We start from the raw sequence: 16,567 nt of genomic DNA on the forward strand, positions 1-16,567 counted from the left end.
CGAGACGGTGAAACTGACCGACCACGAATTCGTCGCGCTGTGGGACCGCTATACCGGTCGGTACCTGCCCGAGCCGTTGACTTTTCTCGGCCGGATTCCGCTCCAGGAGGATTACGAGCGGCACGCGCGGGATATATGGGAGCGACTCGGCGGGGACAGCTTCCTGGCCAAGGTGATTCGGACCATCGAGGTGCCGGACGTATATCTGGTCGTGCAGGGCTGGTATGACAAGGAAATGGACAATCCGGACAAGCGGATCCGGATACACGCGGTGCGCGCCGGCGCGAGCGCATTCCTGATCACCCAGCTGCCCGGCGAAACCATTTTTCACAGCGGCGGTTTCGTGATCACCGAATGTCAGCCGCGCGGGCTGGCCGCCGAGGTGGTCGCCGCGCTGCCCGAGGTGGGCGCCGGTCAGCGCGGCCCCATTCCGATCGTCGTCGAAACGACCAGGGCCGCGGACAGCTACTGGCAATCGAGGTCGTTGGTGGAGGATGACGCCGATGCCACCGAGGAGCGCAGTAAGGAATTCCTCGACGCGCCCGCCGCCCGCACCGGTTCGATCACTATCCATCAGGGCAAGTCGAAGTTCGGACGGCGCGGTATTCTCGAACGAGTGTTGATTTGGCGGGATATGCCGGATGACGGTCGTTACGTGATTCCGGTCGGGGATAATCCGGTCGCCGTCGGCGTGAGCGCGAAACGTTTCGTGCTGATGATCGACGAGGTGATCGACGAGATCGTCAAACGGCTCGAAACTCATTGGGAAACCGGGGATTCCGAGCCGCTCATGTATCGGCACCGGACCTTCGGGTGACAGCCGTGGGCCGGGCGGCTTTCCCGCTCACCACCGCGCAGCGGAGCGTGTGGGATTCCGAGGCGCTTTCCGACGGTGCGCGCAACTATGTGGCGCAGTATGTGGAGATCGTCGGAGAGCTGGACGCGGATGCGCTCGCACAGGCCTGCCAGATCGTTATCGCCGAGACCGAGGTTGGGCTGCTCCGGATCGGATTGCGCGATGGCGAGCCGGTGCAATGGGTGGACGATGCGACGCGGTGCGCGGTCGCGCGGATCGACCTGACGGATCCGGCGGAGGCCCTGGAATGGATGGCCGCCGAGTATTACCGCGATACGGATATCATCGATCGCCCGCTGACCTCCAGCGTGCTGATCCGGTTGAGCGATACGCATCATTTCTGGTATTCGCGCATACATCATCTCGCGGTCGACGGATTCGGCGGATATTTCATCACCGCTCGTATCGCCGAAGTTTATTCGGCATTGGTCGACGGAGCGATTCCGGAGAAATTCCGCGGCGCATCGATGCGGCGCCTGCAAGAGCTAGACGTAGAATACCGGAATTCGACCCGGTGCGACGTCGACCGGAAATATTGGCAGGACCGGCCCGGCCGGACGGTTCGCCCGCTGACCGGCCGCCGGGATGCGCATAACGATCCCGATACCGTCAACGTGCCCGGTGAACTGGCCGGATGGTCCGATCAGGCGCTCGCCTCGGCAGCCGGGCGGTATGCGGCCAGCCCGGCTCAGTTACTGCTCGCCGGTGCCTGCGCGTTCGTCGCGAGCCTGTTCGATTCGGAGATTTCGATACCGGTCTCCGCGCGGACGACGGCGGAATTGAAGAATTCGGCCGGAATGGTGGCGAACAAAGTTCCGCTCGGGCTGGAAATCACCGCACACACGACCTGCGCCGAATTGGTGGAGCAGGCGTCGCGGGCGGTGGTCGGCGCGCTGCGACATCAGCGGTACTGCTATACCGACATTCGCCGGGACCACGGAATTCACCCCGATGTCCGGCAGCCGTTCGGTCCGGTGGTGAACGTCATGCTCTTCGACACCGGTCTCCGGTTCGGCGCCGCGGACGGCGGATATCGGATTCTGTCGTCCGGGTCGGTGGAGGGGCTGCATTTCAACATCTACCGGACCGGCTCGGACGCGCCGCTTTCGGTCGATCTGATCGGGAATTCCGACTACTACGACCGCGACCGCCTGCGGGATATCCACCGCAGATTCCTGGCCTACCTCGGCAGATTCGTCGCCGCCGAGCCGAAGGCTCCGGTCCTCGGCATCGACCTTCTCGACTCCGCCGAACACGCACTGCTGGGGGCATGGAGTGGCGCCCGGCGCGAACCCGATTCCGCGACAACGCTCGTCTCGCTGTTCGACGCGCAGGTGCGCCGGACACCGGACGCGGTTGCGGTGGAGTTCGCCGGAAACCTCCTGTCCTACGCCGAATTCGCCAGACGGGTAAGGCAATTGGCGCGTTGGCTGATCGATGCGGGAGTCGGGCCCGATGCGCTGGTCGGCATCGGGCTGCGCAGATCCATCGATCTGCTCGTCGCCGTGCACGCCGTGACCGTTGCCGGTGGCGGGTATGTGCCGGTGGATCCGGACCAGCCCGCGGAGCGAATTCGGCAACTCGTGGATATCGCGCGGCCGCTGTGCGTACTGACCGGTGCCGAACTCGACCTGGGCGATTCGGTGCGGCAGATCCGGCTCGACACGTTGGATCTCGGCGGGTATTCCGGCCTGCCGGTCACCGACGGCGAGCGGTTGCGGCCGCTGCGCCCACAGCACATCGCCTATGTCATCTTCACCTCGGGTTCCACCGGCACACCCAAGAGCGTCGCCGTATCGCATGCGGCGATCGTGAACCAATTGCGTTGGATGCAAGCCGAATTCGGGCTGGAGCCGATCGACCGGGTGCTGCACAAGACGCCGATCACCTTCGACGACTCGGTCTGTGAGCTGTTCTGGCCCCTGCACACCGGCGCGCGGCTGGTAATCGCCCGGCCCGGTGGACATCTCGATCCCGGATACCTGCTGGACACCATCCGTGCCCAGCGAATCACCATCGTGCACTTCGTGCCGTCGATGCTGGCCGCATTCCTCGAATATCTCGGTACGCCCGCGCGGCCGGTCTGCCCGTCGCTGCGCCGGGTGCTCGTCGCGGGCGAGGCGCTGTCGCCGAAACTGGTCGCATGGGCCGGTGCGTTGCTCGCGCCGCTGTATAACCTCTATGGTCCGGCCGAAGCGGCGGTGCATGTTTCGGGTCGGCCGGTGGTGGACGCCGCTGAGATTCCGATCGGGCGTCCGGTATTCGATACCCGGCTGCGGGTGCTCGATCGGTGGCTGCGTCCGGTGCCGGTGGGGGTGACCGGCGAGTTGTACGCGGCCGGTGTGCAATTGGCGCGCGGCTATCTGCATCGACCCGGTTCGACCGCCGAGCGGTTCGTCGCCGACCCGTTCGGTACCGGCGAACGCTTGTACCGGACCGGAGATCTGGTGCGGTGGAACGACTCCGGTGAGCTGGAGTACATCGGCCGCTCCGACTTCCAGGTGAAGATCGGCGGGGTGCGGATCGAACTCGGCGAGGTCGAGGCGGTATTGCGCGCGTATCCGGGTGTGGCGCAGGCGGTTACGGTGGTGCGCGAATCCCGGCTGATCGGTTACGTCGGTGCGGACGGGTCCGCCGCGCCGGATGGCGCCGCGGTGCGCCGGTTCGTCGCCGATCGGCTGCCCGCCGTACTGGTGCCCGCGACGGTGGTCGTGCTCGACGAATTCCCGTTGACACCGAGCGGAAAGCTCGATCGGGGCGCGTTGCCCGCACCGGTCCTCGCCGCGCATCGGGCCGCTCGATCGCCCGCCGAGCAGGCGCTGTGCGATCTGTTCGCCGAGGTGCTCGGGGTGGAGCGGGTCGGCATCGACGACGATTTCTTCGAACTCGGCGGCCAGTCGCTGCTCGCGACGCGGTTGGCGAGCCGGATCAGGACCGTGCTCGGCGTCGAGGTCGAGATGCGGGAGATCTTCGACGCGCCAACGGTTGCCGGGTTGGTGGAGCGGTTGCCGTCGCGGGCGCCGTCGCGGCCGCCGCTGGTGCGGGTGCGCGAGCCGGGGCCGGTGCCGCTCTCGCTCGCACAGCGGCGGCTCTGGCTGCTGCACCGGCTGGAGGGTGCGTCCGCGACCTACAACATGCCGATCGCGCTGGTACTGCACGGTCCGCTCGACGTCGCGGCGCTCGCGGGGGCGATCCAGGATGTGGTTGCCAGACATGAACCACTGAGAACCGTTCTCGCCGAGACGGATTCGGAGGTCCCGGAGCAGCGGGTGCTCGATATCGAGATCGAGGTGCCGATCGTCCCTGCCGCCGACGCGACCGAGGTGCGCGCCGTCGTCGACCAGTTGGCGCGATACCCGTTCGACCTGGGGGCCGAGCTGCCGTTCGGGGCCGCGGTGGTGCGGCGCTCCGAATCCGAGCATGTGCTCGTCTTCGTGGTGCACCACATCGCCTGTGATGGTTGGTCTCTGGCGCCGCTGGGGCGTGATCTCGGCACCGCGTACGCGGCCCGCGCACAGGGGCTGGCCCCCGACTGGGCGCCGCTGCCGGTGCGATACGCGGACTACGCGCTGTGGCAGCAGCGGACGCTCGGCACGGAAACCGACCTGGACGGGGTGATTTCCCGTGAGCTCGACTATTGGCGCCGCGAATTGGCCGCGCTCCCGGCCGAACTGCCGCTGCCCACCGACCGTCCGCGGCCTGCCGCGCCGAGTGGTCGGGGTGAGATCGTCTCGTTCACGATTCCGCCCCGGACCCGTGACGGGTTGCGGCGGTTGGCCCGTGGCCGCGCCGCGACCGAATCCATGGTTCTACAGGCCGGTTTGGCGACGCTGCTGAGCAAAATGGGTGCCGGTTCGGATATTCCGCTGGGATCGCCGGTCGCCGGACGAAACGACGAGGCGCTGCACGACCTGGTCGGATTCTTCGTCAACACCCTGGTGCTGCGCACGACGATTCCGGTGGACGCCACCTTCGGCGAAGTGCTCGGACAGGTGCGGGCCAAGGCGCTGGCCGCGTACGAGAACCAGGATGTGCCGTTCGATCGGGTGGTCGAGGCGCTGGACCCGCCGCGCTCGGCCGCGCGGCATCCGCTGTTCCAAATCCTGCTGGTATTCCAGAACAATGAGGTCGCGACGCTGAACCTGCCCGGAATCCGGGTATACGGCTATCCGGCGGCGACGGGTGCGTCGCGATTCGACCTGACCTTCGATATCACCGATCAGGGCGCCGGCGGTTACGACGGCACCATCGAATTCGCCACCGATCTGTTCGACCGGGAAACCGTGGTCGCGCTGGCACGCCGGTATGTGCGACTGCTCCAAACCGTCGCCGCGACACCGGACATCGCGATATCCGATATCGAAATCGGCGAAGCCGCAGGGAGATTCGCTGAGTCGGAGACCGCACCGGTGCCGCAGGAGTATTCGCGGCCGGTGTTCCGTGCGCCGAGCGGTCTGGCCGAACAGATCGTTGCCAAGATCTTCGCCGATCTGCTCGGGGTGGCGCAGGTCGGGGCCGATGACGACTTCTTCGCCCTCGGTGGCAGCAGCTTCGTTGTGCTACAGCTGGTTTCGCGTGCCAGGGCGCAGGGCGTCGAGTTCAGCTCGCCGGATGTGTTCGACGAGCGGACCGTCGCGCGATTGGCCGCGGTCGGTACCCGCCGGGCGCGTGCGTTGCAGCGCCCGTGACCAGCGGATTGCGGCCGCACCCGGCTGATCGCCGTCGGCGTCAGATACTTTCGAAAATCGTTACTCGGTAGCCGGTTTCGTCGACGGCCTGCTCGGCCGCCGTCCGCGCCGCATTCGCGCGGACGAAGGTCGACATCTCCTGCATCCGCGTATCGGACCGCACCTCGCGGGTGGCCTCGTCGACCTGCGGTTGTTTATCTTGTAGCGCAGCGTGATACGCGGCCAAGACGATCTCTTCCTCGGGTATGCCGACCGACAGCAAACGACCGTCGGCATCGACGACGACCCGCACACCCGCGACCGTTCCGACGCCGCGAATCCGTTCCAGCGCGGACTGCATCCGCTGAACCTTACGGCCGATCTCCTCGAATTCATCGGTCATACCGACTCCTCACGACATACCGGTGCCGGTCGAACAGCGGTGCACGAAGGAGTTCACCCACAACGATCCCGTCGATTCGGAGCAATGGTTAACGGCAGGAACCCATTGTGGCAGTCGTTGTTTCCAAGAGTCGCTAGCAATCATCAGCCATGCGGTCCGGCTGTGCCGTGGCGGTATGGAAGTCATGTCTCGGTCGATCCGGCCCGCCGAAGTATCCTTGGCGCCGCCAGGAATCAGTGAGAGATCCGAGAGTATGACTGACCTATCTGCTTTTCCGCTGCCCTTTCTCGCCTCCCGTAGAATGCCGGTCGCGCCGCCCAGGACGCTGCGGGAACTCGAGATGATGCGGCTCAGCGCCGAGATCCGGGCGAAGCCGCAGTGGTTCGTCAAGATGAACGACCCCGAGATCGTCGCCAGGTGGACGCGGGAAGCGGCCGAGCAAGGTCTGACCGGGGCCCAGATTCGGTATGTGCTCGCGGAATTGGCGTACTACGCCGAGCTCCGAGACCCGCGAACCGGCATCGAGGTTTCCGCTGTCGACGGGGTGTGGCAGTCGGACACATTGATCGATGACGAGCTGAAAACCCGTCTGCGCGACGCGGTTCGGGTCCTGGAGGAGGTCCCCGATGAGGAGCGCGACTGGCATCCCGGGTCGAACGAACAGGTGCTGGACCTGGTTCATCCCTCACTGTTCTGCCTCGTGCGTGGGGTGAGCCGCTCGGACGATTCGGCGTGGCCGAAATCCGGAAACTACGGTGCGCGCTTCGCGTACTCGGAGAAATTCCAGTGGCTGCCAACCGATGTCGAGGTCGGCGCCGATGGCGATGTCGTATTCGGCTCATATGTCAACAATGTCCACCCCATGGCCCATCGCGAGCTCGGGTCCGTGCTGCCGGATATTTTCGCGCGCCTGCGTCCGCTGTTCGAGAATGTGCTCACGGATCTGCGTGAGCCGCGGCCGCGGCGCATCGTGCCCGATGCCGAGACCTGGTACGACGATGCCCCGGACAAGCCGGTCGAACCCGACGATGACGACGAGGACGCCCTGCTGGCGTTCGAAGATGCCATGGACGAATGGTGGGATACGCGCCGTCCGGTCGTCCCGGACGCGCCCTTGTTCAGCCCGCCCGCCTTGCCCGACGACTCCGTTCGAATCGACCTGCGCGGCCGCGGATTACAGGTCATCGTCAAACTCGCCAATATTCATCTCACTCCCGACAAACCCGAATACCCCGGCGGTGCATGGCATGTCGAGGGAATGATGAACGAGCGCATCGTTTCGACCGGCATCTACTACTGGGACAGCGAGAACACCACCGAAAGCCGGCTGAGTTTCCGTGCGGCGATCGAGGATCCGTATTACGAACAGAACGATGCCCCAGGTGTGCGCGACGTCTACGGCCTCGATGACGAGGATCCGATGAATCAGGTTCTGGGATCGGTGCGGACCAGTACGGGCCGCTGCCTGGCCTTCCCGAATATTCTCCAGCATCGGGTCGCACCCTTCCGGCTCGCGGATCCGACCCGGCCCGGGCATCGCAAAATTCTGGCGTTCTTCCTGGTCGACCCCTCGGAGCGGATCGTCTCGACATCTGATGTGCCGCCGCAACAGCCCTGGTCTTCGACATCGACCATGACGCTGGAACAGGCCAAGGAGTATCGCGAGCAATTGATGCATGAACGGAAGTACCTCGTCGGGCAGCACGACCAGGAGCTGTACGAGCGCGAGTTCTCCCTCTGCGAGCATTGAGTGCCCAGCCGTAAATATCGGCCTGCCGAACGCGCAAGGAGTCGTTAACGCGCGGTCGAAAGCCGCACGGCCCGTATTGGATTCGTCCGTGTCGATCTATATGCCGAGCCGGCTGCAGCCATTGGGGTGGGTGGCCGGTCGGCGTGGCCGCAGGGCGACGAGGACAAGATGTGGGCCATTCGGGACGACTGGTACGCCGCGAGCAAGGCTTTGGACGGTCTGGTATCGGAGATCCTCGGAAAACTCGTCGGGCCGCGGGCGGCGCGGTTCGTCGTGCGGACATTTCTGCCGCGGAGTATCGATGGGTGCGCTCACCGGTGGTAGCAAGGGATTTCGGGATTCGCTCGGCCGGGTCGTCACGGTGGGGCGGTTCGATGCGCCGGGTGGGCATTTCGAAATCCCGCCACACGACGGGACTTTCCCGCCGCCGCGGGATGGAGTGGCAGGCCATGTAGCAGGGGATGGGAATACCGTTGGTGCACAACAGAATGCGAGCCACAGTGCCGGAAGTGGTCATACGGCCCCGTCCGGGCCGACGCGCGGTGGTGCGTCGAGCGTTCGATCCGGTAACGAGGTCGGCACGAACTCGGGCGGTGCGTCGGCCGTCGAGGACACGCATGCGCAATCGGTGCTCCAGGCCGGGACGACCGGCGCAGCGGTGGAACCGGCCCGTGCTGAGCACAACGTCGAAAACGCTTCGGAGTCAGCGCATGTTGAGCCGGAGCGGACTACCCGTGAGCCGGATGGCGAATCGGTGGAGTCGGAATACTTCGATGCACGCAGCTCTCTCGAGTCGGAGTACTTCGACGCGCGGTCGTCTCTGTCCGAGGAGAGCAGTGCCGAAGAACCGTGGCGGAAGGATCGAGTGCGTGATCCCGGATCGAATCTGCCCTATACGCCGAGGTATCTGAACTACCCGGCGAACACGCCGTACACGGCTCCCGACGCGCCTGCGGCAGGTATCTGGCCGCCGGTTCCGCCGGAACCGGATCCGTCCGACCCCTGTCCGCCGGAATCGGATCCCGATTCGGACTCGCGAGGCGCGGTGCCGAAGGCGGATCGGCAACGGCCGCAAACGGCTTCGGTGGCCACGAAGGACGGGCGTTAAGGAGCCGTCAGTGTGCCGCGTGCGTGACCGGACCCGAATCGGCTGAAGTGCCAGCGTATTTGGCGAAACCAATTGGGCCGCAGGTCATATCAGAGGTCCGTAAATTCGATCTCGCGGTACTTTCCGCCGTTCGCGGCGCATGCCATCTTCGGAATCCGGTGGATCTTGGTGAAAGGGTTGGGGTATGGCAGGCAAGGTCGCGGTAACCCCGTCCCAGCTGCGCGGTGCGGCGGGACAGATGGCCGCGGTGCGGGACAAGGTGGACACCATCCTGTCGGATCTGGAGTCATCGTTGAACTCGCGCGGCGCCGCATGGGGTGACGACAGCTACGGGGCGACCTTCGCGGCAGGTGACAACGGTTATCTCGTTGCGCACAAGAACCTGGCCAAGGGCATGGGTGACGTGGCGAAGACCCTGGGGTCATACGCCGACGGACAGTACAAGGCCGCGGGCCTACTCGAGGAACAGGACAAGCACCACCGCTTCGGATAGCGGAAACACCTTGTCTATCGATATTCCTGGCTTTCTGCAGCCGTTGGGGTGGGTGGCGGGTTCGGCCTGGCCGCAGGGTGATGAGGACGAAATGTGGGGCGTCGCCAGCGATTGGCGAACGGCCGCAAGCGAATTGCGCAAGCTGCTGCCCGACCTGCGGGCGGCGGCGGACGCGACCACCGAGGCGTATCCGTGGGGTGAGGGGATCACCACTATCCGGAAACGGCTGCACGAGCTGGAAAGCGGCGACAAATCCATCGCGCATCTCGCCGAAATCCTGGACCAGGTAGCCGATTCAGCGGACGGTCAAGGCACCGAGATCGAATACACCAAGGTCATGATCATCACCTCGTTGGCGATGCTGGCCGGTGAGATCGCGGCATGCTGGTTGTTCCCGCCGACGGCGCCTCTGGAGGAGGCCGCCGCCACGGCCGCCACCCAGGTGGGTCTTCGATTCCTGCGGCAGCGTGCGATGGCGGCGATCGAGCGGTACGCGGCGAAACTCGGTATGGCCGCGGTTGTTCGGTTCGCCGCCCGGCATATCGTGCTGAGCACGGTGCTCGGCACGGGACAGGACGTCGCCATCCAGCTCGGCCAGATGGCCGTCGGGCATCGCAAGAACTTCGACCTGACCCGGGTCGGCGTCACCGCGCTGACCTCCGCGGTGGCCGGTGGTCTCGGCGGGCCCGCCGATGAGTTCCTCAGCAAGTTGGCCGCGAAAGTGCCGCTGCCCAAGGGGCCTTGGTCGAATGCGCTCAGCGGCGCGGCGGTCGGCACGGGGGCGGGCATGGTCGGTGCGGTCGGCTCGTGGGTCGCGGGCAATCTCGTTTCCGTCGGATTGGACGGCTGGACCTGGGATCCTCGCGTATTGACCAGCGCGGCCTCGTTCGGCGTATTGGTCGGCGGCAGTAAGGGTTTCCACCTCGGGAAGTCGGGGCCGGGCGTCGGCCGATTCACCGGACCCGATGCGGGCGGTTACGGCGACGGGAGTGTTTCCCGCGCTTCGGAAAGCCAACGCGGACAGGGTGATCCGGCTGTTTTTTCGCGCTCAGGTGGCGATTCGGCCGGTCGGGGTAACGATCCGGCCGGATCGACCATGCCCGCATCGCACTCTCCGGCTCATGATCTGAACGCGGCCGGTGTCGCCCATGACGCCGACTCCGCCGTCCGTGGGCAAGCTGGTAGTGCGGCGAATCACCATGGGCCGCACGGTAATTCAGCACCGAACGGAGCTGCGAGGGGAGCGGCCGACCCGGCTCGCGGCGAAACGGGCCGGTCCGGCATCGAGAATCGGGCTCTGGACACTCGGCCCCCCGCTTCTGGTCATCCTTCCGTTCCGCACGAACCGCGTCCGGTATCCGGAGATGGGTCGCGACCGCGTGCCGCCGAACCGGGACATCAGGGTGGATCGCGCACCGAGGGCCGGTCGGGCCTACCCGAGCGGTCGGCGCCCGGTCATGCCGCGGCCGAAAGTCCGCTGCAAGCACGGCCGGGAGCGGGCGAGGCTCCCCGCCTCGGGAGGGAAGCGGAGATCCCCGGCGAGCGGGCGCAAACGGCGCGGATTCCGTCGGACGAGACGGCGGCACTGGCTCAGGAGCATGCGGCGAAGCTGACCGAGCTGAGGCGATTACAGGCCGCGCGAGACGCATGGGCGGATCGCTTCCCGGTGGACAAGGAACATGGCTTGGAGCCGGGTGAGCCGTTGCGTAAAACGTTGGAGGACTTGCGGACTCGCACGATGCGGGTCGATGAGATGCCGGAGCGGTTGGCGCGGATCGCCGAATTGGAGGAGGCCGCAGACAGATACAACGCGGCGGAGGCGCAGACCCGTCGGCTCGGTGACGAGTTGGCGGCACGACAGGCCATCGATCACGATGCCGCGGTTGCGGAGTCGCCGCATCCGGTGGAACGTGCGGTGCCGCACGAGATGTCGCCGGCGGCGCGGGCCGGAGTGGAGCAGTTGGCAGGTGAGCGCGCTGCGCTGGCGTCGCGATTGCGGGAACTCCGGGATGCGCGCGATGCATTGGCCGACCGCCTGCCGGTGGACAAGGAACACGGCTTGGAACCCGGTGAGCCGCTGCGTAAAACGTTGGAGGACTTGCGGACTCGCACGATGCGGGTCGATGAGATGCCGGAGCGGTTGGCGCGGATCGCCGAACTGGAAGAGGCGGCTGACCGATACAACACGGCAAAGGCCGAGGTGATGCGCCTCGCGGATCAGTTGACGATCAAGGCGGGCAACGATTACCTGACCGCTGCGGGCGCGCGGGTGCTCACCGACCGCGTCGGCCTGATCGACGGTCAGCCGCCGCGGGTACTCGTTACGGGCCGCCTCTTCGAGAACGCCGGCCACCGGCGTGTGCTGGCCAACGCCATCGACCGCATCCCCGAACTGTCCGAGGCACTGTCCCAACCCGGTGCCGAAATACGTTATGTACGAGTAACTGTCGACTCCTCGGGCACACCACACATCACCCCGCTCGAATCGCCCACCGCCCGCCACTTCGTCCCGGAACGATCGACCACGGTCGGCGAACCCGCCACCCCCATCCCTTCTCCCGACTCCTCACAACCCTCGCCCGTCGGCGAACCCCCGCACACCGCCGCCAACCCGCACACCGAATCCGATCCGGAAAGCACATCCTCGGTAATCCCATACACCCCAAGGTTTTTGACCTTCCCACCCACCCCGGAATACGACGCCCCCGACGCCCCACCCGCCAGCATCTGGACCCCGACCCCCCAACACCCCCACCCCGAACCCCAGCCACATCCACACCCAACTCCGCCCCCAGACCCAGCCTCGCCTCCGGGAGCAGGGCCACACCCAGCACCACACCCACACCCGCGACCCGAGCCCGGCCCGCATCCACACCCACATCCACGGCCGGAGCCGCATCCACGGCCGGAACCGCATCCACGGCCGGAACCGCATCCACGGCCGGAACCGCATCCACGGCCGGAGCCGCGTCCGACGCCCGAGCCGCACCCATCGCCGGAGCCACAGCCGCATCCACACCCGACTCCACATCCGCGCCCTGAGCCGCATCCGCGCCCTGAGCCGTATCCGCGCCCTGAGCCGCATCCGCAGCCGGAACCGCACCCACAGCCGGAGCCGCATCGGCGACCCGAGCCGCACTCAAGCCCGGAGCCAGACCCGCGCCTTGAGCCGCGCCCACGACCCGAGCCGCATTTGACGCCTGAGTCGCATCCGGAGTCTGAGCCGCATCCGCGACTCGAGCCGCGCCCGACGCCTGAGCCGCATCCGGACTGGCACCCACGGCCGGAGTCGCACTCGTGCCCGGAGCCAGACCCGCGCCCTCAGCTCCACCCGCGACCCGAACCGCGCCCGCTCCCAGAGCCGGACCAGCGCGCCGAGCCGCACCAGCGGCTGCACTCGCACTCAAGCCTTGAGTCACGCCCTCATCCACGTCCTAAGCCTGACCCCCATCCGGACTCGCGACTCGAGCCGCGTCGTCGTCCTGAGCCGCACCCAATTCCGGACCCGCACCCACGCCCTTCCCCTGAGCCGGAACCGGTTCCGCACCTGACGCAAGACCTGGGCTCATGCCCATCGCCGACAGCGGATTCACTCCCGCATCCGGATTCTGCGACGGACCGACACGAGTACTCGGATTCGTCGGGTGAAACGCACCCGGCCGCGGACCAACACGCGACCCGGGACCAGCCTCAAAACGCGAGTTCATCGGGGATGCAGGTCGATTCGCGTCCAGATCCACGCTCCACTCCGCATCTGCGGCCGGAGCCAGACCCGCGCCCTGAGCAGCACCCGCACACACGCCTCGAGCGACACCCGCATCCGCGCCCCGCGTCGGATCCGCGCTCTGAGCCGGACTCGGATCGGCGACCCGAGCCGCACCCACGTCCTGAGCCGCGCCCAACGCCGGATCCGCATCCGCGCCTCGAGCCGGACCTGGTTCCACGCTTGGCGCAGGACCCGAGCTCACGCCCATATCCGACGCCGGATTCACTCCAGCCCCCAGATGCTGCGGCGGACCCGGAAAAGCATTTGGATTCGTCGGGTGAAACGCATCCGGCGTCGGATCAACATGCGGCCCGGGATCAGCCTCGAAATGCGAGTTCATCTGGAACGCAGGTTGTTTCGTGCCCAACAGAACCGACGGATCGGCGCATCGAACAGAGCGTCGTCGATCAACCGGAGCGGGACGGCAATCCATGCGGCCAGGCGCCTGTTGGGCAGCTTCCGGAACCGGCACGTGCGCAACGGTTCCCGCGTCTGGCGCCCGACTTCAATCCCTACCAGCGCACCTGATCGGTGAGGACGGCGATGACGAACGAGTACCCGAAGTCCGAGATGGCGGCGGTGATCGAGGATTTCGAGGCCGAGATGGTGGAGATCGCGCGTATCGGTGCGGAGCGTGCGCGGATTATCGGTCGGGCGTCGGTGCGGGGTAGGCGGATCGGCGTGGCGGTGAACGCTGACGGCACCATCATCGAGATCGAATTCGCTTCGGGTATCGAGGATTTGAGCTATGGCGAGATCGCGAAGGGTGTGACGGAAGCGGCTCAGCGCGCGCAGGAGGATGCGGCGCGGCAGGCGGGGGAGTTGATGGCGCCGTTGCTGGCCAGGCGGTCTCGGCTGCCGAAGTTGTCGGATCTGGTCGATGGCATGCCGGATCTCACGAACCGGATCCCGCGGCCGCCGCTGGCGTCGACGGCGCCGCCCGGCGCACCGGAACGCGAAGAGTCCACCACCGCAGGCGATTTCCCGCAAACAGACCGGGGCGTCACCGAAACGGGCTGGTGACGCAGGTAACTGCGGCTGCACCTGCCGTTCATGTCCGAGCCACGGAAGCGTCGCTCTCGGCTGTCACCCTCGGCGGTCGGACATGTTGGAGGCGGCGAGATGACGAGCGATTTCGGCAGGTTGGATACGGCCGCGGTGCTGGAGCAGGTGCAGGAGCAGATGCGCCAGATCGCGCGGGTGCAGCGGGAGCGGGTCCAGCTCACCGCGAGTGCGACGGTGCGTAAGCGGGTCACGGTTACGGTGAATGCGGACGGCATGATCATCGAAACCAAATTCGCCCCCGGTATCGAGGATTTGAGCTTCGGTGAGATCGCCAAGGCGGTGACGGCGGCGGCGCAGCAGGCGACGGCCGAGGTCGCGCGGAAGGGGCAGGAGCTGATGGCCCCGCTGCAGGAGCGGCGGTCCCGGCTGCCGAAGCTGTCGGATCTGCTCGAGGATATGCCTGATCTGGATGCGCTGCGGCCGGAGGCGCCGCCGGTGCCGACGACGCCGCCGCACGCGGAGGTCGAGGAGCCCGAGGGTGCGCCAATGGAATTCGACGATGTCGATACCACCTTCCGTACCCGGGCGGATGACCGCGGAGTCACCGATTCCGGCTGGTAGTTGCGTATTGTTCAGCGGTCGGTTCGGCTCGACTGTGCAAATATGAGCCTGTAACACGGCTCGGCACCGGATCTGGCCGGCGTGCTGCGAATGGTGTGGCACGTGCGGATTCCGGCGCCCGGATGAGGAGATTGCTGCGACGTGACCAGACCAGGCGACGAGGCCGACGATCGGGCCCGCAACGAGGAGCCTGCGCCGGATAACGGAGGGGCTGCCGAGCAGGAGTTCCTGCGGCAATTCTTGGAGTCGGCGGCGAGCGGTGAACCCGACGTGCCACTCGGCATCGGTGATCCGGCGGCCGAGCAGCCCGATGTACCGCTGGGCATAGGAGATCCGGCGCCCGAGCAACCCGATGTGCCACTGGGCATAGGAGATCCGGCCGCCGAACAGCCCGATATGCCGCTGGGTATCGGCGATCAAGACGAACCGGATATCGGTTTCACCCTCCTCGATCAGCCCGAAACGGTGGACGTCGCCGAGCGCGCCAGACAGCTCGGCCACCAATTGGCCAGGGAATTGGCCGCTTTGGGCCCGGAGGGCTGGCGTCAGGTGGAGGCGGTGTTCGCGCTGACCACCGCCGCCGAGCTGGCGATGGTGGTCTACTCGGATGACGATGAGCGGTCGGTCCGGGTGCAGCCGACGCCGGAGGTGCTCGACCTGGTCCGCGAACACCGCGATGTCTCGGCGCAGCTCAGCGACGGGCCGTGGTGGCGGCTGCTGCTGTCGCTGAGCAGCGGCGGTGAGATCGAGATCGATTACGACTACGGCGACGAGCCGTTCCCGGACGATCAACTGTTCCCGGCCGATATCTACCGTGCCGACCTGGCCGCGTATCCGCGTCAGGTGTTGCCGGTATGGCTGGCCGCCTATATCGGACACGACGACCGGCAGTCCCGTTCACCGGGCCTGGCGGCCGTGCAGGCGCGAGCGGATCGGGAGCAGGGTGTGCGAGGCCTGTTGTCGGACTTGGAGTTTCCGCCGTTCCCGCTGATGTCGGCGCGCTGGGCGGTGATCGCCGCCGCCTTCGTCGCGGCCGGATCGCAGTGGGGGCCGCGGATTCTGCCCGCGCTCGGCTGGTTCGAGGGTTCCAAGCGCAGCGGTTCGACGCTGTACGCGCTGCCGGGTGGTCGCGCCGTGCTCTCCGGCGGGGTGTGGAACGCGCCGGAGCTGAACGAGGTCTACAACAATGACGAGCCGATGCCGCTGCATTACGCGGGCGCGCCGGAGTGGGTGGCCAATCCGGTGCTGAATCCCCGTGCGGCGAGCGGACTTCTGTCGTTCTGCTACTGGTGGGAGGGCGGGCACTGGTATCGCGGCGAGTCCCCGACCTCCGATCTGCTCGCCGAGGCGGTGCCCGGCGTGTGGACCACCGAAACCGTGGTGGACGTGGTGGCCGCCCTGCTCGCCGATGAGCCGACCGAGCAGCAGCGCACGGCCGTCACGAATCTGGTTTCGGCGGCCGAGGTCGGCCTCGTCACCAGGGAAACCGTGGTCGGCGTATTCGGTAACGACGGTGAATTCGATGTGGACAGCGCCCTCTACCAGCTGACTTTGGCCGGTGTGACGCTCGATCTGCCCGAGCCGATGCCGCGTGAGGATGCGATCGAGCGGGTGCGTCAGTACATTCTTGATCAGGGTATGGACACCACCGGCTACCCGTTGGACGAGTTGCGCGCCGATCGGATCAGCGTCGGCTGGATGGTGTTCGTGCCGACCAGGCCGGGGGAGATATCGATCGGCCGCGCGATCTTCTACATCGCCGATGACGGTGTGCTGGAACGGTCTTCGTCGTCGGTGGCGCCATCGGTGTACATCGCGGATTTCGAACAGCGGTTCCAGCAACGCCACGGCGCGGTGGACGCCTGAGGTACGGATTGTTAAGCAACAGCTAAGCTTTC

The 16,567-nt window shown here is 66.5% G+C and carries 10 protein-coding genes; 9 read left to right on the forward strand and 1 reads right to left on the reverse strand.

Annotation, left to right across the window (positions count from 1 at the left end):
• Positions 1–7: 7 nt before the first annotated feature.
• Positions 8–817 (forward strand): ESX secretion-associated protein EspG, encoded by an 810-nt coding sequence (locus F5544_RS05330; protein WP_167472138.1) that lies wholly within the window; start codon positions 8–10, stop codon positions 815–817.
• On the forward strand, positions 814–5,544 hold the full coding sequence (locus F5544_RS05335) for a non-ribosomal peptide synthetase (protein ID WP_167472139.1): 4,731 nt from the start codon (positions 814–816) through the stop codon (positions 5,542–5,544). The genes F5544_RS05330 and F5544_RS05335 overlap by 4 nt, the downstream gene beginning before the upstream one ends.
• 40 nt (positions 5,545–5,584) lie before the next feature.
• Here the strand turns inward: F5544_RS05335 and F5544_RS05340 are convergent, their stop codons facing one another.
• On the reverse strand, positions 5,585–5,926 hold the full coding sequence (locus F5544_RS05340; RefSeq protein ID WP_167472140.1) for a YbaB/EbfC family nucleoid-associated protein: 342 nt from the start codon (positions 5,924–5,926) through the stop codon (positions 5,585–5,587).
• Between the two features lie 253 nt (positions 5,927–6,179).
• Here F5544_RS05340 and F5544_RS05345 point away from each other — a divergent pair, with 253 nt between their 5' ends.
• From F5544_RS05345 to F5544_RS05375, 7 genes are all read left to right on the forward strand, one after another.
• Positions 6,180–7,676, forward strand: a complete 1,497-nt coding sequence (locus tag F5544_RS05345) for a DUF4246 domain-containing protein (RefSeq protein WP_167472141.1) — start codon at positions 6,180–6,182, stop codon at positions 7,674–7,676.
• Between the two features lie 126 nt (positions 7,677–7,802).
• Complete coding sequence (locus tag F5544_RS05350; RefSeq protein ID WP_167472142.1) at positions 7,803–8,000, forward strand: hypothetical protein; 198 nt, start codon at positions 7,803–7,805, stop codon at positions 7,998–8,000.
• Positions 8,001–8,968: 968 nt separating this feature from the next.
• Positions 8,969–9,277 carry a WXG100 family type VII secretion target gene (locus F5544_RS05355; RefSeq protein ID WP_167472143.1) on the forward strand — a complete coding sequence of 103 codons (309 nt, stop codon included), beginning with the start codon at positions 8,969–8,971 and terminating at the stop codon, positions 9,275–9,277.
• A gap of 10 nt (positions 9,278–9,287) precedes the next feature.
• Positions 9,288–13,571 carry a hypothetical protein gene (locus F5544_RS05360; protein WP_167472144.1) on the forward strand — a complete coding sequence of 1,428 codons (4,284 nt, stop codon included), beginning with the start codon at positions 9,288–9,290 and terminating at the stop codon, positions 13,569–13,571.
• A 15-nt stretch (positions 13,572–13,586) separates the two neighbouring features.
• Positions 13,587–14,066: a YbaB/EbfC family DNA-binding protein gene (locus F5544_RS05365; protein ID WP_167472145.1), complete on the forward strand. Its 480-nt coding sequence runs from the start codon at positions 13,587–13,589 to the stop codon at positions 14,064–14,066.
• A 99-nt stretch (positions 14,067–14,165) separates the two neighbouring features.
• Positions 14,166–14,669 (forward strand): YbaB/EbfC family nucleoid-associated protein, encoded by a 504-nt coding sequence (locus F5544_RS05370; RefSeq protein WP_167472146.1) that lies wholly within the window; start codon positions 14,166–14,168, stop codon positions 14,667–14,669.
• 141 nt (positions 14,670–14,810) lie between these two features.
• A complete protein-coding gene (locus F5544_RS05375; protein ID WP_167472147.1) occupies positions 14,811–16,535 on the forward strand; it encodes a hypothetical protein in 1,725 nt (574 codons plus the stop codon).
• Positions 16,536–16,567 lie beyond the last annotated feature (32 nt).

Origin of the sequence: Nocardia arthritidis, from assembly GCF_011801145.1 — a bacterium.
GTDB classification, from domain to species: domain Bacteria; phylum Actinomycetota; class Actinomycetes; order Mycobacteriales; family Mycobacteriaceae; genus Nocardia; species Nocardia arthritidis_A.